Origin of the sequence: Streptomyces sp. NPDC058751 (assembly GCF_042746485.1) — a bacterium.
In the GTDB taxonomy this organism is placed as follows: domain Bacteria; phylum Actinomycetota; class Actinomycetes; order Streptomycetales; family Streptomycetaceae; genus Streptomyces.
In genome coordinates, this window is the sequence record NZ_JBHYPZ010000007.1 from 52,498 (window position 1) to 72,002 (window position 19,505).

16 protein-coding genes are annotated in these 19,505 nt (G+C 72.6%); 7 read left to right on the forward strand and 9 right to left on the reverse strand.

The genetic code is table 11. The features are described from left to right. Positions 1 to 193: 193 nt before the first annotated feature. A complete protein-coding gene (locus tag ACFW6B_RS09145) occupies positions 194 to 583 on the reverse strand; it encodes an STAS domain-containing protein (protein WP_386593647.1) in 390 nt (129 codons plus the stop codon). Positions 584 to 983: 400 nt separating this feature from the next. Between ACFW6B_RS09145 and ACFW6B_RS09150 the strand changes: the two genes are divergently transcribed. Together ACFW6B_RS09150 and ACFW6B_RS09155 are read left to right on the forward strand one after the other, a co-directional pair. Continuing rightward, positions 984 to 1,562 carry a sigma-70 family RNA polymerase sigma factor gene (locus ACFW6B_RS09150; RefSeq protein WP_386593649.1) on the forward strand — a complete coding sequence of 193 codons (579 nt, stop codon included), beginning with the start codon at positions 984 to 986 and terminating at the stop codon, positions 1,560 to 1,562. Next, the gene (locus ACFW6B_RS09155) at positions 1,559 to 2,959 is read left to right on the forward strand and encodes an MDMPI N domain containing protein (RefSeq protein WP_386593651.1); all 1,401 of its coding nucleotides are present in this window, start codon (positions 1,559 to 1,561) and stop codon (positions 2,957 to 2,959) included. The genes ACFW6B_RS09150 and ACFW6B_RS09155 overlap by 4 nt, the downstream gene beginning before the upstream one ends. Positions 2,960 to 3,043: 84 nt before the next feature. Here the strand turns inward: ACFW6B_RS09155 and purU are convergent, their stop codons facing one another. Together purU and ACFW6B_RS09165 are read right to left on the reverse strand one after the other, a co-directional pair. Then, positions 3,044 to 3,925, reverse strand: coding sequence for a formyltetrahydrofolate deformylase (purU, locus tag ACFW6B_RS09160; RefSeq protein WP_386593653.1), 882 nt, complete (start codon positions 3,923 to 3,925; stop codon positions 3,044 to 3,046). Positions 3,926 to 4,040: 115 nt separating this feature from the next. Then, positions 4,041 to 4,541, reverse strand: coding sequence for a hypothetical protein (locus ACFW6B_RS09165; protein ID WP_386593655.1), 501 nt, complete (start codon positions 4,539 to 4,541; stop codon positions 4,041 to 4,043). A gap of 117 nt (positions 4,542 to 4,658) precedes the next feature. Between ACFW6B_RS09165 and ACFW6B_RS09170 the strand changes: the two genes are divergently transcribed. Beyond that, complete coding sequence (locus ACFW6B_RS09170) at positions 4,659 to 5,957, forward strand: ABC transporter substrate-binding protein (RefSeq protein WP_386593909.1); 1,299 nt, start codon at positions 4,659 to 4,661, stop codon at positions 5,955 to 5,957. Between the two features lie 127 nt (positions 5,958 to 6,084). Here ACFW6B_RS09170 and ACFW6B_RS09175 read toward each other — a convergent pair whose 3' ends face one another. Next, positions 6,085 to 7,731: a hypothetical protein gene (locus ACFW6B_RS09175; protein ID WP_386593656.1), complete on the reverse strand. Its 1,647-nt coding sequence runs from the start codon at positions 7,729 to 7,731 to the stop codon at positions 6,085 to 6,087. Positions 7,732 to 8,020: 289 nt separating this feature from the next. After that, entirely contained in the window at positions 8,021 to 9,406 is a 1,386-nt protein-coding gene (locus ACFW6B_RS09180) for a transcriptional regulator (protein ID WP_386593658.1), read from the reverse strand. A gap of 305 nt (positions 9,407 to 9,711) precedes the next feature. Between ACFW6B_RS09180 and ACFW6B_RS09185 the strand changes: the two genes are divergently transcribed. From ACFW6B_RS09185 to ACFW6B_RS09195, 3 genes are all read left to right on the forward strand, one after another. Then, positions 9,712 to 10,365 carry a bifunctional DNA primase/polymerase gene (locus ACFW6B_RS09185; RefSeq protein WP_386593660.1) on the forward strand — a complete coding sequence of 218 codons (654 nt, stop codon included), beginning with the start codon at positions 9,712 to 9,714 and terminating at the stop codon, positions 10,363 to 10,365. A gap of 73 nt (positions 10,366 to 10,438) precedes the next feature. Further along, positions 10,439 to 11,236 carry an ABC transporter ATP-binding protein gene (locus tag ACFW6B_RS09190; RefSeq protein WP_386593662.1) on the forward strand — a complete coding sequence of 266 codons (798 nt, stop codon included), beginning with the start codon at positions 10,439 to 10,441 and terminating at the stop codon, positions 11,234 to 11,236. Next, positions 11,233 to 12,846 (forward strand): transporter, encoded by a 1,614-nt coding sequence (locus ACFW6B_RS09195; RefSeq protein WP_386593664.1) that lies wholly within the window; start codon positions 11,233 to 11,235, stop codon positions 12,844 to 12,846. The genes ACFW6B_RS09190 and ACFW6B_RS09195 overlap by 4 nt, the downstream gene beginning before the upstream one ends. A gap of 77 nt (positions 12,847 to 12,923) precedes the next feature. Here ACFW6B_RS09195 and ACFW6B_RS09200 read toward each other — a convergent pair whose 3' ends face one another. From ACFW6B_RS09200 to ACFW6B_RS09210, 3 genes are all read right to left on the reverse strand, one after another. Further along, complete coding sequence (locus tag ACFW6B_RS09200) at positions 12,924 to 13,946, reverse strand: hypothetical protein (RefSeq protein WP_386593666.1); 1,023 nt, start codon at positions 13,944 to 13,946, stop codon at positions 12,924 to 12,926. A gap of 327 nt (positions 13,947 to 14,273) precedes the next feature. Then, positions 14,274 to 15,131, reverse strand: coding sequence for an alpha/beta fold hydrolase (locus ACFW6B_RS09205; RefSeq protein ID WP_386593668.1), 858 nt, complete (start codon positions 15,129 to 15,131; stop codon positions 14,274 to 14,276). 685 nt (positions 15,132 to 15,816) lie between these two features. Further along, positions 15,817 to 16,509, reverse strand: a complete 693-nt coding sequence (locus ACFW6B_RS09210; RefSeq protein WP_386593670.1) for a metal-dependent transcriptional regulator — start codon at positions 16,507 to 16,509, stop codon at positions 15,817 to 15,819. A gap of 358 nt (positions 16,510 to 16,867) precedes the next feature. Between ACFW6B_RS09210 and ACFW6B_RS09215 the strand changes: the two genes are divergently transcribed. Next, positions 16,868 to 17,623: an SIS domain-containing protein gene (locus ACFW6B_RS09215; RefSeq protein ID WP_386593672.1), complete on the forward strand. Its 756-nt coding sequence runs from the start codon at positions 16,868 to 16,870 to the stop codon at positions 17,621 to 17,623. 58 nt (positions 17,624 to 17,681) lie between these two features. Here ACFW6B_RS09215 and ACFW6B_RS09220 read toward each other — a convergent pair whose 3' ends face one another. Next, positions 17,682 to 19,124: a PAS domain-containing protein gene (locus ACFW6B_RS09220; RefSeq protein ID WP_386593674.1), complete on the reverse strand. Its 1,443-nt coding sequence runs from the start codon at positions 19,122 to 19,124 to the stop codon at positions 17,682 to 17,684. Positions 19,125 to 19,505 lie beyond the last annotated feature (381 nt).

Sequence of the window (19,505 nt, forward strand, 5' to 3'; positions counted from 1 at the left end):
TCGGACCGCCTCACATCTCAGCCGGCCTCGGCCGGACTGGGGTTCATCTGGGACGGAGCGTACGACGCCCGGACCGCCCCGGGTGCCGGAAAGCGACGGTTGTACCAAGACCGCAAGAATTCCGAGACAAGAAGAAGGGGACGAGGGGTGACGGGAGCGGACGGGAGGTGACGGAAGGGGAGGGAACGGGACCTCAGGCCGACAGCGGGCGGGACTCCTCGTCCGTGGCCGCGTCGACGTCGGGGTACACGTCGAAGAGCCGGCGCACGCCGAGGGCCCCGAGGACGCGGTTCACGTGGGAGCCGTCGGCCGCGCCCCGCGCGGGCAGGATCAGCCGCAGACGCCCCCGGCAGGAGCGCATGAGGCGGCGGGCGGCGATCAGGACGCCGACCCCGCTGGAGTCGCAGAACACGACCTCGGACAGGTCCAGGACGATGCCGTGCCGGCCCGTCGCCACCACGTCGTGGACGCTCTGGCGCAGCGCGGGCGACGTCACGAGATCGAGCTCGCCCGACACCCGCAGCACGGTCCACCCGCCGTCGGCCACGTCGGTCACGTGCGTCACCTTGAGCGTCACCGCCACGCCTTTCGCTCGCCTCGCCCAGCAGAAACGGAACAACTCCGTACGCTTCCTTCCGGCGCGGCTGCCCCGCCGTACTTCCATGAAACACGGATCCCGCCAGGAAGAAACGCCTGTCTACGGTCGAAAATCCTTCACGAGGGTTCTCTTTCGGTCGCATACGGCCAGGAGCGGTCAGGTACCGGGGTGGAAGTGGCGCGCTCCTACCATCCACGGCCCGTCCAGGGGCGCACATTGACGCAAAGGGGCGTGCGTTGCCGGACGTGCCGACTACATTCAGGACAGCCGGTGCGCACAGGCTGTACGGCGGCACCGCACGGCCGGACGGCGACGGGGGACACGGTCGGCGAACAGGCCGGACGCGGGGACGGACACCGGGCACGACCAGGGGTGAGGGGGCCGTATGACGACGCAGGAAGCACCGCCCCGCTGGGACCGCAGGATGCAGCAGCGGCTCTCACGCGGGGAGGCGGCCGCGCTCGGCGAGCTCTACGACCGTTTCGCTTCGCTGGTGCACGGTCTCGCCCATCGCGTGCTCGGGGACGAGCGGGCCGCCGACGGGATCACCCGCGAGGTCTTCGCCCACGTCTGGGAGAACCCCGACGCGTACGACCCCCAGCAGGGCCCGCTGCGTTCCTGGCTCGCCGGCCTGACCCACCGTCTGGCCGTGCAGCGCCTGCGCGCCACCGAGACCGCCGCGCTCGCCCGCGGCGGCGACGGCACCGCCGAGGAACTGGAGCGCAAGGTGCACGGCGCGTCCGTCGCCGCCCGCGCCGACTACATCGTCACGTCCATGCCCGCCCCGCTGCGGACCGCCCTGGAGCTGGCGTACTTCCAGCGCCGCGACTACCGCCAGGCGGCCGCCGATCTCGGCGTCACCGAGGACGAGGCCCGCCGCCGGCTCCGCCTCGGCCTCCAGCTGCTGTCCACCGCCCACGACTCCGGGCCCGCCGCGCCGCCGGAACCCGGGGGTGCCCGGTGAGCGAGGAATCTGGCCGGTTCGCGCCGTTCGACGACGAGGAGGGGCGCGCGGCCGGGCACGAGGACGGGTACGGGGACACGGACGGGCGCGGGACCACGGACGACGGCACCGACGGGCGCGGGACCACGGACGAGAACGAGGACGGGCACGGCGGCATGCGCGAGGACGGGCACGAGGACGCCGGCGGCGACGGGCGGCCGGCGGACGGGCCGCCGCTGCCCGGACCGGCCGCCGCCCCCGGCCCCGCTCCGCTGGTCCTGGAACACCGGGTCCTGAAGTCCCTGCTGGGCGCGTGGGCGCTGGCCGCCTGCTCGGCGGAGGAGACGAGTGCCGTCGAGGACCACCTCGGGGACTGCGGCGCGTGCGCCGAGGAAGCGCTGCGGCTGCGCGAGGCGGTCGGACTGCTGCACCCGCCGGAGAGCCTCGACCTGGACCCGACGCTGCGCACCCGCGTCCTGACGAGCTGTCTGGACCGGCGGCCGCCGCGCATCCCGGTCCCCGGGTGGGCCGATCCGTACGACGCGGAGACCGCCCGTCTCGACGCGCTGCTCCAGGACATCGGCGGCTCCGAGTGGCACGCGCCCGTGCGGCTGCGCTGGTTCGAGGACGACGGGCCCGTGAGCCGCCGTACGACCGTCGCCGGGGTCATCGCGCATCTGCTGAGCGTCGACGGACTGGTCGCCGTCGCGCTGGGGCTCGACGATCCGCTCGGCACGGCCGGCGCGGAGCGGCCGACCCCCCGGGACCGCACCGAGGCGTACTGGCGTGCCTCGCGCGTCCCGCCCACCCGGTCCGTGCGCGGGCCCTGGCGGGAACAGAGCCACAGCATCGTCCGGAGCGTGTCGTTCGTCGAGGAGGGCGCCCCGGCCGCGGGCGGCGTCGCGGGCGGGGAGGCGTCCGGACGGCTCACCGTGGCGTACGGCGGTTTCGAACTGCCGCTCAGCGACTCGATGCTGGACCGGGCCTTCGAGTGCTGGGTGCACGCGGGGGACATCGCCGACGCGGTGGACTACCCGTACGAGCCGCCCGCGCCCCGGCACCTGAACCGGATGATCGACCTGGCCGCGCGGATGCTGCCCGTCTCGCTCGCCGAGCGGCGCCGGGCCGGGCTGTCGGCCCGGTCGGCCCGGCACCCCGTCACGGCGGGCGCCCCGGGACGCAGCCTGCGCCTGGAGATCGAGGGCTCCGGGGGCGGCGAGTGGCTCATCCCCGTCGACTCGCCCGGCGCCCTCGGCTCCGCCGATCACGAGGTGGCCCATGTCGCGCTGGACGGGGTGGAGTTCTGCCGCCTGGCCGCCGGCCACGTGTCCCCGCAGGAGGCGGCCGCCGGACAGGACGGCGACCGTGACGTCATCTGGGACGTCCTGTCCGCGGCGGCCTCGCTGAGCCGGATGTGAGCGGTCCCAGGACGACACGGACGTGACCCGGCGAGCCGTGTGAGCCGGGCGGTCGGGCGGTCAGGCGGTCAGGCGGTCAGGCGGTCAGGCGAAGACGACCGTCCGGCGCCCGTTGAGCAGGATGCGGCGCTCCGCGTGCCACTTCACGGCGCGGGCGAGCGCCTGGCACTCGACGTCACGGCCGATGGCGACGAGCTGGTCGGGGGTGACGTCGTGGCCGACCCGCTCGACCTCCTGCTCGATGATCGGACCCTCGTCGAGGTCGGCGGTGACGTAGTGCGCCGTGGCGCCGATGAGCTTGACCCCTCGGGCGTGCGCCTGGTGGTACGGCTTGGCGCCCTTGAAGCTCGGCAGGAAGGAGTGGTGGATGTTGATGATGCGGCCGCTGAGCTGCTTGCACAGGTCGTCCGAGAGGACCTGCATGTAGCGGGCGAGGACGACCAGTTCGACGCCCTTCTCCCGCACCAGCGCCAGCAGCTGCGCCTCGGCCTCGGCCTTCGTGTCCTTCGTCACCGCGATGTGGTGGAAGGGAATGTCGTACGACCCCACCAGCTCCGCGAAGTCGGTGTGGTTGGAGACCACCGCGGCGATGTCGACGGGCAGCGCGCCGATCCGTGTGCGGAAGAGCAGGTCGTTCAGGCAGTGGCCGAACTTGCTCACCATGAGGACGACCTTCATCCGGTCCTCGGCCCGGTGGATCTGCCATTCCATGTGGAAGGCGTCGCCGACCGCTGTGAAACTCGCACGCAATTTCTCCACGGTCACGGGCGACTCCGCCGTGAAGTGAACGCGCATGAAGAACAGACCCGTGTCGTGGTCGCCGAACTGCTGGCTGTCCTCGATGTTGCATCCGGTCATGAACAAGTAGCTCGACACGGCGTGCACGATGCCCTGCTTGTCGGGGCAGGACAGCGTCAGGACGTACTGCTCGGCGGGCACGGTCTCGCGGGCGGCGGGCTCATTCATGCCGGACAGGGTTTCACACCGGCTGCCCGGGCAGGAGTGGCGTCCCGCCACGCGGACGCCGCCCCACCGTCGGGGCGACGGCGAGGGCCGTGCCCGACGGCACCCGTGCGACGGGCTATGCCGACCGCGTCAGGATGTGCAGGACCTCGAGCGTGCGCGGCGGTGCGTCCGGGTCCTCCCCGTCGCTCGACGCCAGCCGTACGTGCGCGGCACGCGCGGCCTGCAGGGCGTCCGGCCACGAGGGGTGGTCGAGATAGGCGGAGACCGGCGCGTCGGGCCCGACCTGGTGCATGATCCGCAGGACCCGCAGGACGGCGCTGTCCACGAGGGCCGCCTCCTGGGAGTCCCGGAAGATCGTGCCGACGTATTTCTCGGCCGACCAGTTGTCCAGCCAGGTGTCCTCGACCAGGCGGTACACGGCGTCGGTGACGTCGCCGTACCCGTCGGCCCCGGCGAGCCAGACGTCCCGCTGGAAGACGGGGTCGGAAAGCATGTGCAGCGCGGAGCGCACATTGCTGCGCCAGCGCCACCACGGCATGTCGTTCAGTGGCATACCGCCCATGGTGGATGAGCGACGGCCACGGCGGGAAGGGTTCTCCGAGTCTTGCACGGTCATCGATCGTACGTTCCCTGTGAAAAACAGTTCATCGACCCCTGTAATTCACCTCTGCGTCACCCGGTGTCGACCATGGGTCACACAAATATTTTCGGTGTGACGGAATCGTGCATGCCCATGACCGGTAGGCGACGTACCCGCACCACCTCCCCCCACCCGCCCCGGCCCCGCAAGGCCAAGCTGCTGCACGTGGGCGCCTTAGTGGCGTGCGCGTCGGTCGCCGTCGGATGCGGGGTCATCCCTGGTGCCACGGGGGGCTCCGGGGATGACCCCGTCAGGGTGATGACCTGGGCCCCCGAGAAGACCAGCGCGACGAACAAGCCCGGCATGCCGGCCCTGGCGAAGGCGTACGCGCGCTGGATCAACGCCCACGGCGGCATCAACGGGCGCCGGCTGGAGGTCCTCACCTGCAACGACCACAACGACTCGGTCTCCGCCGCGCACTGCGCGGAGCGGGCCGCCGACGAGAACGTCGTCGCGGTGGTGGGCTCCTACAGCCAGCACAGCCGCGCGTTCCTCGCTCCGCTGGAAAGCGCGGGCATCCCCTACATCGGGGGCTTCGGGATAACCGACGACGAGTTCGCCAGCCCCCTGTCGTACCCCGTCAACGGCGGTCAGGGGGTCCTGCTGGCGGGCCTCGGCCGGCAGCTCGGCAAGAACTGCGGGCCCGTCTCGCTCATACGCCCCGACACCATCGCCGGTGACGAGCTGCCGGTGCTGCTCGACGCCGGGCTCAAGTCGCTGGGCCACTCGCGCGCCGCGGACCAGCGGGCGGCCGAGGACGCCACCGAGTACTCGGAGCCGACCCGGCAGGCGCTCGAGCACGCGAGCTCCGACCCGGCCAGGAAGGGCTGTGTGGTCCCCGCGCTCGGCGACCGCACGAACACCTTCATGGACTCCTTCCGGCGCGACGCCGAGGACTATCCGAAGGTGGCCACCGGGACGGTCATCGGCAACATCGACCAGTCCCTGATCAACGCCACCGGCGGCAAGTCGGGTCCCTACGAGGGTTCGTACGTCACCGGCTGGTACCCGACCGCCGACGACTCCCGCTGGAACCCGATGCGCGCGGTGATCAAGGAGCAGGCCTTCGGCGACAACCGGATCGACCCCGCCGACGCCGGGGTGCAGAGCACCTGGATCGCCTACACCGTGCTGAAGAAGGTCATCGAGTCCCTCGGCGCGGGAGAGGTCTCGCCCCTCACCATCCGGCGCGAGCTCGACAGCGGCCTCAAGGTGAACACGGGCGGGCTCACGCCGACCCTGAGCTGGCGCTACGACGCGCAGACCCCGATCGCCGACTTCCCGCGCCTGGTCAACTCCGACGTCACCTTCCAGGTCATCCGCAACGGTCGGCTCACGTCGCAGCACAACGGGTTCGTCGACATGACGAAGACCCTGGCCAGCACGGAGTAGGACCTCCGCGGGCGGCCGGGAGCGGGACGGCGCGCACGACGAAGGCCCGGCGCCCTCGCCGGACGGTCGAGGGGGCCGGGCCTTCGCGCGTGGTCAGAGCTTCGGTCAGAACGCGGTCGGGGCGTGGTCAGAGCTGGGTGCGGGCCCGCTGCGTCAGGCCGTACTTCGCCGCGATGGAGTTCCACAGCGTGGCGGCCTTCCCCTTCTCGGTGGAGGCCGTGCCGCTGGCCCGGTCGCCCGCCTGGCTCTCCCCGGTGGTGCGGGCCTGGCCCTTGCGGCAGCCCTTCTTGCCGTTGCCGACCTGGTCGGCCCAGGCCGCGTAGTGGTTGTCGGCCGAGGCGGAGGCCTTCCAGCCGCCGTTGAGGGCGGCGGTCAGCTCCTCGTGGTTCGGCAGCTTGTCGACCGAAAGGCCCGAGAGCCGGGTGACCAGCTCGTTGCGCTGCTTGGCCGCGTCCCGCAGATCACTGGCCGCCTGGCCGAGATCGTTGCACGCCTTCACGTTCGCCACGGCCCTGATCACCGCGCCACGGCTGTTGGCGCTGTCCGCGAGGAGCTTGTCCAGCTCGACGGCCTGCGCCTTCGCCGGGTCGGCACCGGCGGGCGCCGACGAACCCGCCGTCGCGGGCGCGCTCGCGGTCGCGGCCACCGGCTTGCCGGTGTCGTCGCCCTTGCCGTCGTCGCCCCCGCCGCCGCTGAGCAGAGCGCCCGCGCCGACACCGAGCACGACGATGCCGATACCGACGGCCGCGATCACCGGGACGCGCGAACCGGTGCGGCCGCCGCCCCTTCCGTCACCGGCCGACGCGCCGCCACGGCGCCCGGCGGCACGTCCGCCGGAACCGCCCGGCGCCGGCTGGGCTCCGTACCTGTCGTCCGCGCCGTACGGGGCCTGCGGGGCGCCTCCGTCGATCCGGGGCAGCATCTGCGTCGCCCCGGCCGCTTCCGGCTCGCTGCGGAAGAGACTGTCGAACTCCGCCGGGGGCTGCCGCTCGTCCTGCGCGCCGGAGGGCATCCCGAAGGCCCCTGACGGCTGCGCGGGCACGGGCGGGATGTACTGCGTGGCGTCGGCGTCCGAACCGCTCCGCGCCGTCTGCCCCGGGTACTGCGGCGCGCCGGTTCCCCCGACCTCCGGCGGCAGGGCGCCCGGCCCCACCGGCGGTATGAGCTGGGTGGCGCCCTCGTCCGGCGCGGCGGCGACCGGCGGTATGAACTGCGTCGCCCCCTCGTCACCGCCCGGAGCGGCCGGTATGTACGGGATGTACTGGGTGGCGCCGTCCTCGCCGCCGGACGGGAGCTGCGTCCCGGCACCGGCGTGCCCGCCCTGCTGCTCCTGGGACCCGTAGGCGCCGTAGCCGTCGTATCCGCCGGCCGCGCCCGGGCCGTGCGCCCCCGGCGCATAGCCGTTCCGGGCGCCGTACGCCGAGGCCGACGCGCCCTCGGGCGGCAGCGGCGCGGAGCCGGATCCCGGCGTGCCGAAACCCTGCGCCTGCTGTGCGCCCTGCTGCTCCGCCGCCGGCCAGCCCTGGGCCCCGGAGGGCGCGGAGGCGCCCCACGACGGCTCGGCGTTCGCGGACGCGCCCCAGCCGTCGGCCGACTGCGGGGCGGCGGCCGACTGGTCGGGACCCCACTGCCCGCCCCAGGCCGGGCCACCGGCCGGGGTCACGCGGTCACCCGTCGTGCCCGGCAGCAGGGGCGCGCTGCCGTCGGAGGGCAGCACGACGCCTTCGCGCGCGGGCCGCGCCGAGGGCTCCTCGCCCTGTCCACTCTGCGTCACCGGGACTCCTACGAATGGGGGACCTTCGGAATCATCGGCTCACGCTACCGGGTCCCCGCGACCCGGTGCCACGCAGCACCTGTGGTGACCTCCGAACCCTGTGACACGGGTAACGAAACCGCCCCCGAATGCGCTGTATCTCACTCCTCGTCCGTCGCAGCGCCCTCGTTTTCCCGGCGTTCACGCCTCTACGGGCCATATGTTCACGCAAGAGGGCCCGGAAGACGGCGGAGCGAAATGATCACACCCCGCACGGACGGCCCCCGGCCCCCGGATCCCCCGCGTACGGTCACGCGGCCGCCTGCAGCTCCATGCGCGCCCCGAACTCCCGCACCACGGCCTCGTCCTGGAACGGCTCCAGGCGCTGCTGCAGGTCCTCCAGGTACTCGGCGCCGCGGTTGGACCGGAGCGTGCCGAGCAGTTCGACGGCGCGCAGACCCGTGTGGCAGGCCTGCTCCACCTCGCGCTGCTGGACCTGTGCCGTGGCCAGCAGGACGTAGCCGATGGCCCGGCGGCGGGCACGCGACTCGGGAAGGCCGGCCAGGGACTCCTCGGCGCACCGCGCGGCGGCCTCGGCCTGGCCGAGGTCGCGGTGGCAGTGGGCCAGCTCGTCGGCCAGGTACGCCTCGTCGAAGTGCGCGATCCACGCCGGGTCGTCCCCGGAGGCCGCGTCCGCGTTCTCCAGGGCCGTGATCGCGCGCCCGGACGCCACCTGCGCGGCGCGCGCGTCGCCCAGCAGCGCGTGCCCGCGCGCCTCGGCGGCGTGGAACATCGACTCCGCCCGCGGGGTCACCCGCCCCCGCGCGCCCTCCTGGGCCGCGCGCGCCAGCTGCGCGATCTCGCGCGGGTTGCCGAGCTGGGCGGCCAGGTGGCTCATGGACGCGGCGAGGACGTAACCGCCGTACGCGCGGTCGCCCGCCGCCTGCGCGAGCCGCAGGGCCTGGATGTAGTAGCGCTGGGCGAGCCCGGGCTGTCCGGTGTCGATGGCCATGTAGCCGGCGAGTTCCGTCAGCCGGGACACGGCCGCGAACAGTTCGCGTCCGACCGCCTCCCGGTAGGAGCCGGCGAGCAGCCCGGAGACCACGCTGTTCAGGTAGTGCACGACGACCGGGCGCACGTGGCCGCTCCCGTACTGGTGGTCCAGGTCGGTCAGGGCCTGGGTCATCGCGCGGACCGCCGCCACGTCCGAGAGCCCGACGCGCGGGCCCGCCGACCGGGCCACCTGCGAGTCCGGCGACGAGATCAGCCAGTCGCGGCTCGGCTCGACGAGCGCGGAGGCGGCGACGGACGACCCGGACAGGAAGTCCCGCCGTCCCACGTCGCTGCGCCACAGCTCGCAGACCTGCTCGATCGCGCCCAGTACCGTCGGCGAGAACTGGAGACCGACGCCGGACGCCAGGTTCTTGCCGTTGGCCATGCCGATCTCGTCGATCGTGACCGTCCTGCCGAGCTTGCGGCCCAGCGCCTCGGCGATGATCGCCGGAGCCCGCCCCCGGGGCTGCTGACCGCGCAGCCAGCGCGCGACCGACGTCTTGTCGTAGCGCAGGTCGAGTCCGTGCTCCGCGCCGCACATGTTCACTCGGCGGGCCAGCCCGGCGTTCGAGCAGCCCGCTTCCTGGATGAGCGCCTGCAGCCGTTCGTTCGGCTGCCTGGCGATGAGAGGCCTTGCGGCCATGGCGTACCCCCTGTGGCTGCGGTGCCTGCCCACGCACCGAGTTGATGTGTCCTCGCTGGCAGGCGCCCCGGAGGGGACCGGCCAGGAAGATCAATGCCCCGCAGACATACCGAAGATGCGAGACATGTGAGGATTGCCGGGGTAAGGGCGGTCGCCCGACCCCACCCCTGATTACCCGCTACCGGCTGCCGCCGCCCCCGCGCGCCCCCGCACGTGCACCCATGCGCCCCGGGCGGGGAACCAGTGCTCCTCCCCCGCGCGCGTGCCCCCCGTAACCCGCAGTGGACGCGGAAGTTGAGGTCCACGTGGAAGAGACCATCGCGGGCACCGAGTCCGCACAGATATCCCGGCAGCGCGGCGAAGCACTGCGGGAAACCGCCGTGCGCTACGTCGAGGAACGCCACTGGGACGTGTTCCCCGGCACCTGGCTGGTGACGGCCGGCGGAGCGCGGCTCTGTTCCTGCGGTGATCCCGCCTGCCCCGTGCCCGGCGCGCATCCGGCGCGCCCGGACTGGGCGGGCCTGGCCACGGGCAGCGTGACCGTCGCGCAGCGGCTCTGGTCGCTGCAGCCGGAGGCCTCGGTCCTGCTGCCCACGGGGCGTTCGTTCGACGCGATCGAGGTGCCCGAGACGGCCGGGTTCCTGGCGCTCGCCCGTATGCGGCGCATGGATCTCGCCCTCGGGCCGGTGACGTGCACGCCGGACCGCCGCATGCACTTCTTCGTGCTCCCCGGGGCCGCGGCGAAGGTCCCGGGCCTGGTGCGGGCGCTGGGCTGGCCGCCCGCCTCGCTCGACCTGAGCACGCTCGGCGAGGGGGCCTACGTGGCCGCGCCGCCGACCCGGGTCGGATCCCGGGGTGCCGTCCAGTGGGCCTGCCGTCCGACGCCCGCGAACCGCTGGCTGCCGGACGCGGAGGAACTGATCTCGCCGCTGGCCTACGCCTGCGGGCGCGACCGGTAGGGACCGGCGGGGGCCGGCAGGAACCGGGCCGCGGGGACGGGTGGCGGGCGGCCCGGGGATCTAGGGTGCCTGTATGAACGAGGGAGCGAAGGGCGGCGGTGTACCCGCCGTACGTATACGGGGGCTCTGGAAGCGGTTCGGTGAGCAGGTCGCCGTGGCCGGGATCGATCTGGAGCTTCCCGCGGGGCAGTTCATCGGGCTCGTCGGACCGAACGGGGCGGGCAAGACCACCACCCTGTCGATGGTGACCGGGCTGCTCAGACCCGATCAGGGCACCGTCGAGGTCGTCGGTCACGACGTGTGGCACGACCCGGCGGAGGTGAAGGCGCGCATCGGCGTACTGCCCGAGGGACTCCGCCTCTTCGAGCGGCTCTCGGGACGCGAACTACTCGCGTACAACGGGCGGTTGAGGGGTCTGCCCGGCGCCGAGGTCGACAAGCGCGCGACCCAGCTCCTCGACGTCCTCGGCCTCGCGGGCGCGCAGCACAAACTCGTCGTCGACTACTCGACCGGCATGCGCAAGAAGATCGGTCTGGCCTGCGCACTCCTGCACAACCCCGAAGTCCTCTTCCTGGACGAGCCGTTCGAGGGGGTGGACCCGGTCTCCGCGCAGACCATCCGGGGCGTCCTGGAGCGGTACACCGCCTCCGGCGCCACCGTCGTGTTCTCCTCCCACGTGATGGAGCTGGTCGAGTCGCTGTGCGACTGGGTCGCCGTCATGGCCGCCGGACGCATCCGCGCGCACGGTCCGCTCGCGGAGGTGCGCGGCGAGGCGCCCTCGCTCCAGCAGGCGTTCCTGGAGCTGGTGGGCGCGCACGGCCCCGGCACCACGGCCGACCTGGACTGGCTGGGCGGCGGGACTTCCCGATGAGCGCCCCCGCCGGCGTGTCCACCGCGTCGATCACCCCCGTCGTCGTACGTCTGAAGCTCTCCCTCCTGCGCAACGGCCTGCGGCAGTCCACCGGGCGGCGGGCCGCCTTCATCGCGTCCGCGGTGCTCGTCCTGCTCTTCGCCGCGCTCCAGCTGCTCGGCCTGATCGCACTGCGCGGCAACGCCCACGCCACCGCCGTCGGCGTCCTGCTGGTGGCGGTCCTGGCGCTCGGCTGGGCGGTGATGCCGCTGTTCTTCCCCAGCGGCGACGAGACGCTCGACCCGACGCGGCTGGTGATGCTGCCGCTGCGGCCGCGACCGCTCGTCCGGGCGCTGCTGGCCGCCTCCCTGGTCGGCATCGGACCGCTCTTCACGTTCTGCCTGCTGCTCGGTTCGGTGATCTCGGTCGCGCACGGGGCGGCGGCGTACGCGACGGCGGTGGTCGCCCTCGTGCTCGCCCTGCTGGTCTGCGTGGCCCTCGCCCGGGCCGTCGCGGCCGCCAACATCCGTCTGCTGTCCAGCCGCAAGGGCCGCGATCTGGCGGTGCTCAGCGGACTGGTCGTCGCGGTCGGCGCCCAGCTCGTCAACTTCGGCGCCCAGCGGCTCGGTTCGGCGGGCGGCATGTCGGCGCTGGACCCGGTGGGCGACGTACTGCGCTGGATCCCGCCCGGGTCGGCGATCGGTGCCGTGGACTCGGTGAGCGACGGCTCGTACGGGGCCGGGGCCGTCCAGCTCGCGCTGTGCGCCGCGGCCCTGACGGGGCTTCTGGCGCTCTGGTCCCGTCATCTGACCCGGCTGATGACCTCGCCCGACGGGTCCACGCTCCAGGCCGCGGAACCCGAGGCCCGCGGGCGTGGCTCGTCGGGGCTCGCGCGGCTGCTCCCGGCCGGACGCACCGGCACGGTCATGGAGCGCAGTCTGCGGTACGTGTGGCGCGACCCGAAGACCAAGGCGGCCTGGGTGACCTCGCTGGCCATCGGTCTGATCGTGCCGGTGTTCAACGCGCTCCAGGGCACCGGCTCGGTCTACTTCTCGTGCTTCGCGGCCGGGATGCTCGGGATCCAGATGTACAACCAGTTCGGGCAGGACACGTCCGCGTTCTGGATGGTGGCGCTGACGATCTCCTCGCCCCGTGACGCGTACGTCGAACTGCGCGGGCGGGCGCTGGCCCTGCTGCTGATCACCCTGCCGTACGCGACGCTCGTGACCACGCTGACGACCGGGCTGCTCGGCGCGTGGGAGCAGCTGCCCGAAGCGCTCGGGCTGTCCTTCGCGCTGCTCGGCGCGATGCTGGCGACCGGAGCCTGGTCCTCGGCCCGTTTCCCGTACTCCATTCCCCAGGAGGGCTACAAGAACGTGGCCCCGGGTCAGACCGGTCTCGCCTGGATCGCCATCTTCGGCGGCCTGGTCTCGGCCGCCCTGCTCTCCTCCCCCGTCATCGCCCTGACGATCTGGCTGAACGTCAGCGCCCAGGGCGACCGCTGGACCTGGCTGCTGCTGCCCGTGGGAGCCGTCTACGGGACGCTGATCACGCTGCTGGGCCTCAGGCTCGCGGCACCCCGGACGGCGGGACGCCTGCCGGAGATCCTGACGGCGGTCAGCAAGGGCTGAACGGGCGGCAGCCCCCGGCCACTGGGTGTGGCCGGGGGCTGCCGCTGTCATGCGGTTACCGCTGTGGAGCGGGTGTTTCAGAGGGCCTTGCCGTTGACGAGCACCTTGGCGGAACCGGTGATGGTCCGCACGCCGGGCACCTCGGTGCCGTAGTCGATGGCGCCCTCGTCGATCGCTCCGTCGGTGATGGCGCCGTCGGCGATGGCGCCGTCCGTGATGCCGCCCTCCGTGATGGTGCCGTCGGTGGTGGCGCCCTCCGTGATCACGTTGCTGAGCTGCGTGATCTTGTCGGCGTTGGAGCTGCGGAGGCAGTCGTCCGGGTTCTCGCCCGGAGCCGCGTCCCACTCGCCCCAGACCGTGGCGGAAATGGGGGCGAACGTGTAGCCGCCGAACTGGAAGTCGCCGGCGAACTGGTAGTCACCGGCGAACTGGTAGCCGTCGAACTCCCAGTCACCGAACTCCCAGTCACCGAAGGACGGGGAGTTCCAGGTGGTGGCGCCGGCCGTGTACGTCGGCTCGCCCTTCCAGCCCTTGAGGATGAAGCCGGTGTACTGGTTGGCCTTGCGGGCCTCGACATCGATGTCGTAGCTCAGGGAGCCGCCGAGGCTACCGGCACGGCTGCCGGCGCGGGTGCCCTCGCGGGAGGCGTCCCGGCTGCCCTCGCGGGTGCCGACGCGCGAGCCGGTCCGGGTGCCGGTACGCAGGGCCTCGCGCTCGCCTTCCCGGTGGAAGACCTTGGTGCCGTTGCCGTTGGTGTACGTGCAGGTCAGCTCCTGCGACACCGCCTGGGTGCCCGCCTGGGTGGCCGACTGGGTGCCGGACTGGACGCCCGCCTGGGTGCCGGCCTGCGAACCCGCCTGGGTGACGTCCTGCGACAGCGGCGTGGTCGTCGCCTGCTCGGCGGTGAACGCGAGGCTCTTGGCGTCGACGGCCTTCTGGAGCGCCGCGTTGTTGTAGCCGAGGGCGGTCTGGACAGCGCCCTTGCCGACGAAGCCGGCACCCGTGGCCGGGTTGTACTCGATCGCCGAGGCGGAACCGGCGCCGAGGGCGATCGCCGCGGAAGCCGCGACTCCGGTGGTGAGAATGCCGCGTATGCGCATGTACTGGTTCTTTCTTCGTGACGATGGATGGTGGCGGCCTTGCGGTGAACACGCCTCCCAGGCATGACGGCTGAGCGGCCGAGGCGGCACACCGCGCCGCAGGAGCCATTGCGCACAGCATGTGAACTAAAGGTGAAGATCCCATGAACGTTCGTGATCATCTTGTGACGCACGGCGCTACCACATCTCAACGCGGAAGCCCTAATTCCGGCCTGACGGCGCGACAAGAAGCGTGAACAGCCCATTCACACAAGGCGGCGTCGGCCGGCGCTCCGACCCGCTCGGCACGTCGCGACGGAACCCGGGACCATCCGGGCGGAAACGGTCCTACCCGGTGAGCACGCCGTCCAGGAACGGCTCGATGGCGGCGCGCCACGCCTCGGGCTGGTCGTAGTGCACGAGGTGGCCGGCGTCCGCGACCTCGGCGTACTGGCCGCGCGGCAGGACCCGGACCATCTCCTGGGACTCGGCGCGGCCGAGCTCGCCGTCGAGGCCCCGTACGACGAGGGAGGGGCACCGGACCTGGGCGAGCTCTTCCCAGTGGGCGTCATAGACCCACGTCTGACGGGACTTGAGCATCTGTTCGGGTTCGAAGACGGGGCGCCAGCCGTCGGGGGACTCGTGCATCACCTCGGCGTAGAACTCGCCGCGGGAGGGATTGCGGCGCTCCACCCAGGGGTCGTCCTCGCCGAACCACTTCCGCACGTCGGCGAGGGTGGCGAAGGGGACGGGCCAGGCCTTGAACCAGTCCTCCCATTCGCGCTGGGAGGCGGCGCCGAGCGCCGAGGCCCGCATGTCACAGACGATCAGGGCGCGGACGAGATCGGGGCGTTTGGCGGCGAGCTGCCAGCCGGTCAGCGCGCCCATCGCGTGGCCGACGACGACGGCCGGTCCGAGGCCGAGCTGCTCGAGGGCGGCTTCGGCGTCCTCGACGTAGGCCTCACGGGTGTACTCGGCCTCCGGGGCCTTGTCGCTCTGGCCGTGGCCCCGCTGGTCGAGGGCGACGGCACGGTGCCGCTCGGAGAGCCAGCGGGCGGTGGACGCCCAGTGCGAGGCGCGGCCCATGAGGCCGTGCAGTAACAGCACGCCGGGCGCCTTCGGCCGGTCGCCCTTGGGAGGGTCGGCGAACTCCCAGGCGGCGAGGCGTACGCCGCCCGCTCCCGTCACGTCGATGCGCCGCACCATCGGTAATGGCACCCCCCTGGCTCGCTCGGACCCGCTCGCTCCCGCACTTCCCGGCCGGTCCACTCGTACCGCTCCCTGCCGCTGTTCCCGCCGTGCCGGTCGGCGCTCCTCGCGCGCCCCGCCACATCGTCACGTTATCGAATGGGGATTCGAAAATGGCCTTTCCGCCTGCAACACCCCTCGTTCGAGTGACCGCCCACGAGGATTGACCGCCGTCGCCCGGGGGAGATCTTCTGCGGGAGGCGGACCGCTCGGGGAAAACGGTCCGAGGGGAATGACCCTGGGAGCTCGGGGCTCCGGGTCAGCACAGGGGAGGACAGGCCCCGGCGCCGGAAGGCGCCGGGGCCCTCTCCGCATCTGCGGCACATCCTCATGTCCCCTCCCCGACCGTTCACCATCGCTCCCGGAGACGGTCAAGAGCCCTCAGGTCATATGCCTCACGCGACAGCCTTGCACGCAAACGGTCCCGGCGCTGCGATTCGGCACACTGAATCTTGGTTTCGAAAAGGTCGCGAGGACGTCACAACAGCCCCTGCTGTCACGGCAGTTGACGCATCCGGAGCCGTGCGGGGCGGGTGCGCCCCACGGTGTCCGGCGTGCTCCCGGACGCCGACGTGAAGGCCGGCGACTGCCGGCCCCTCGGTCGACGCCCGGGAACTGCCCCTCGCGGGTACCGGGAACCGTGTCAGCGCTTGGCGACGAACACGTGGGAGGCGACGTCCGCGTCCAGCTCCGCGGCCTCGCCGCCGCTGCCGACGAGGACGCCGCCGGCCGACTCGGTCACGCTCACCACGGAGCCGGGCTGCACGCCCGCCCGCCGCAGCGTGTACATCAACTGGGCGTCCGTCTGGATCGGCTCGCCGATCCGCCGGACGACCACGGTCTTTCCGTCCGGACCCGGGGCCAGCTCGGACAGCGAGACCATGCCCTCGTCCAGGAACGGGTCCGCGCCGTCCTTCTCGCCCAGCTCCTCCAGGCCCGGGATCGGGTTTCCGTACGGCGACTCGGTCGGGTGGCGCAGCAGCTCCAGCACGCGCCGCTCCACCGCCTCGCTCATCACGTGCTCCCAGCGACAGGCTTCGGCGTGCACCTGCTCCCACTCCAGACCGATCACGTCGACGAGCAGGCACTCGGCGAGGCGGTGCTTGCGCATGACGCGGGTGGCCAGCCGCCGCCCCTCGTCCGTGAGTTCCAGATGCCGGTCGCTCGCCACCGCCACCAGACCGTCGCGCTCCATTCTCGCCACCGTCTGACTCACCGTCGGGCCGCTCTGGTCGAGCCGCTCCGCGATCCGGGCGCGCATGGGGACGACGCCTTCCTCCTCCAGCTCGAGGATGGTGCGGAGATACATCTCCGTGGTGTCGATCAGTCCGGACATTCGTGCCCCTCGATTAGCTCTGCCGGAGACTCGATGGTCCACCGGCGTGTGCGCTGGCCCTGAACTCAATTCTGACGCATAGCACCGACAACCGTGCCTCACCGTTCGGACCGCTTGGCACCGATCGCTCCGGAAATCCCCGCGGTCGGCACCCCCGCCGTTCCGTGGACGCCCTCACCGCGTGCCCGGGAGTACACGGGAAGTCGTATTGACAGGGCAGTGGTACAGACCGCAACGTGATCCGCGACACGACGGGAGTACGGCCGCACCGGGCGACCGGTTCAGCCGTCCCCCGCCCCGCGCCGACCCGGCGCCGACGAGATCTCCACGCCGACGAGACTTCTAAGGGGCTTCGCCGATGAGCGACAGCGAGCTTGCCGGGCAGTTCTTCGACGCCGCGATCGGCCTGCTGCGGCGGGTACGGGACGAGGACACCGGGGAGATCGAGGCGGCCGGGACCCTGATCGCGGACACCGTCGTGGACGGCGGCCGGCTCTTCGCCTTCGGCGCCGGTCACTCCTCGCTCGCCGCGCAGGACGTCGTCTACCGCGCGGGCGGTCTCGCGCTGATGAACCTGCTCGCCGTGCCGGGCGCGGTGGGCGTCGACGTCATGCCCGCGACACTGGGCTCGGCCCTGGAGCGGGTCGACGGTCTGGCGAGCGCGGTCCTCGACTCCAGCCCGCTGCGCTCCGGCGACCTGCTGGTGATCATCTCCCTGTCCGGCCGCAACGCGCTCCCCGTGGAGATGGCGATGCACGCCCGCGCCCTGGGGGTGAAGGTCGTCGGGGTCACCTCCGTCGCCTACGCCACCGGGACGACGTCACGGCACGTGTCGGGCACCTACCTCAAGGACCACTGCGACGTCGTCCTCGACTCGCGGATCCCGATCGGCGACGCCGAACTCACCCTGGACTCCGTCGCGGCGCCCTTCGCCCCCGCCTCGACCGTCGTCACCTCGGCCCTCCTCCAGGCCGTGATGGCCACCGCGGCGGGCGCCCTCGTGGACCGCGGCGTCGAACCGCCCCTGCTCCGCTCGGGCAACGTCGACGGCGGCCACGAATGGAACAAGCGGATCATGACGGAGTACGGGGACCGGATCTTCTACCAGCGCTGAAAGGGCGGACACCGGCGCCGGAACCGAGGAGGCGGGCCCGCGGGGACACCGGGGGCGCTCAGGGCCTTCCCGTCAGCTCCTCCAGGTCCAGGGCCATCGCGATCCGGACGGCCACGTCCTCCGCGTACATCGCGTCCGCGCGCTCGAAGCGGCTGCGGCCCGCGTTCCGCAGGAACGTCACGACCCCCAGCGTCCGCCCCCGGCTGCGCAGCACCGCGCACAGGGCGTGCACGGAGTCGCGCGGCCACTGCCGGGCGAGCGCCCACTCGCGCGCCTGCCCGGGATCGGCGGCGGCCGCGTCGGCCCGTACCGAACCGGCGCGGTCCACGCACTGGAGGGCGGGATGCCCCTCCCCGTAGCGCAGGGGCAGTCCGGCCTTCCCGGTGATGTGGCTCGGTCCGGGCGACCCGGCGGGCGTGGCCACCGTCCGTACGAGCCGCACGGGCCCCTCCCCGTCCGCGGAACCGCCCCCGGCCACCCGGTCGACCAAGGCGTGGTCGGCGAAGCCGGCGAGGGCGAAGTCGAGGTGGACGGCGGCGGCCTCGCCCGGGTTCTCGCACTCGGCCGCGGCCCGCGCGGCGCGGTGGAGCTGGTTGGCGCGGAAGCGCAGCAGCGCCGCCTCCTGCTCGGTCTGCTTGGCCTCGGTCACGTCCTGGAAGAGCCAGCCCACGCCGAGCGGCACGGGTTCCTCCGCGAGCGGCGAGGCGAGCCGCACGAAGCCGCTGCGCCAGCACCGCCGCCTCTCGCCCTCCGCCGTGCGCAGGCTCACCCACATCTCCGCGGGGGCCGGCGGCGCGCCTTCGGACAGGACGTGGGTGAGGGCGCTCTCCAGCTCCTCGACGCCCTGGGCGAGCAGGTCCCCCAGGGGGCGGCCGAGGGCCGCGCCGCGTGCGGTGCCGAAGGCCTGTGCGGCGTGCGCGTTGATCACGGCGGGCCGCAGGTCCGCGTCGACCAGCACCACTCCCCAGCCGGCGTCCTCGAAGAGCGCCTCGCTCAGGGCGATCGACCGTTCGAGGTCGATCTGGGTGTGCACCTCGCTGAAGGCGCAGTACACCCCGGCGGGCTTGCCCTCGGGGCCGCGGACGGCGGCGGACTGGGTGCGCACGAGGACCCTGCCGCCGTCCTTGGTGAGGAGCGCGAACTCGTCCACCTGGCGGCCGGGCGCCTCCATGGCGGACATCAGCCGGCTCTCGACCTCCTCGGCGTCCGCGGTCCGCACGGCCCAGCCGGCGAATCCGCGCCGTCCCACGGCCTCGGCCGCCGTCCAGCCGAGGATGCGCTCGGCCTCGCGGTTCCAGTGGGTGAGGACCCCGTCGGCGTCGAAGGCGCACAGGGCCGCGTCCATGCCGTCCAGCAGCGCGGCAAGCAGATCGGAACCGTCCCGCTCGGGCTCGTCCGGCCCCAGCTCGTCGGTGGTCCCACTACGCCGGGAAGCACTCACCTGGACCCCCTGCAGCTGCGTCCGTGTGTAGGGCGCGACAGATCGCTCACTCGTCACCATTCAACTCGAACGTGACCCAGCCCACACCTCGTTCCCCGAAGATGAGGGAAATCCCTGTACGGCGGAATTCCGCGGCGCCCCCCGCGGAAGCCCCTTCCCACTCCTCCCGATAAATCACTTGAGGCCCCCGGGACGGGTTCCTAGAGTGTTTCCCACGTAGGAGAGGAGGTGGTTCGGCTCATGACGGAAACCCGGACATACGAGGTGACTGCGGGCTAGCGGCCCGTTGTCGGACTCGGTTCGGCGCCGGACCAGCATGTGTGATGTGCATGCAGCCGGCCCAATCCAACGCAGTCACCCGACCCGTGAGCTCGCCGGTACGTCCGGCCGGCCCCGTCGCCGCGAGGCGGAGGGACCCGAGCTCACGGGTCGTCTGCGTTT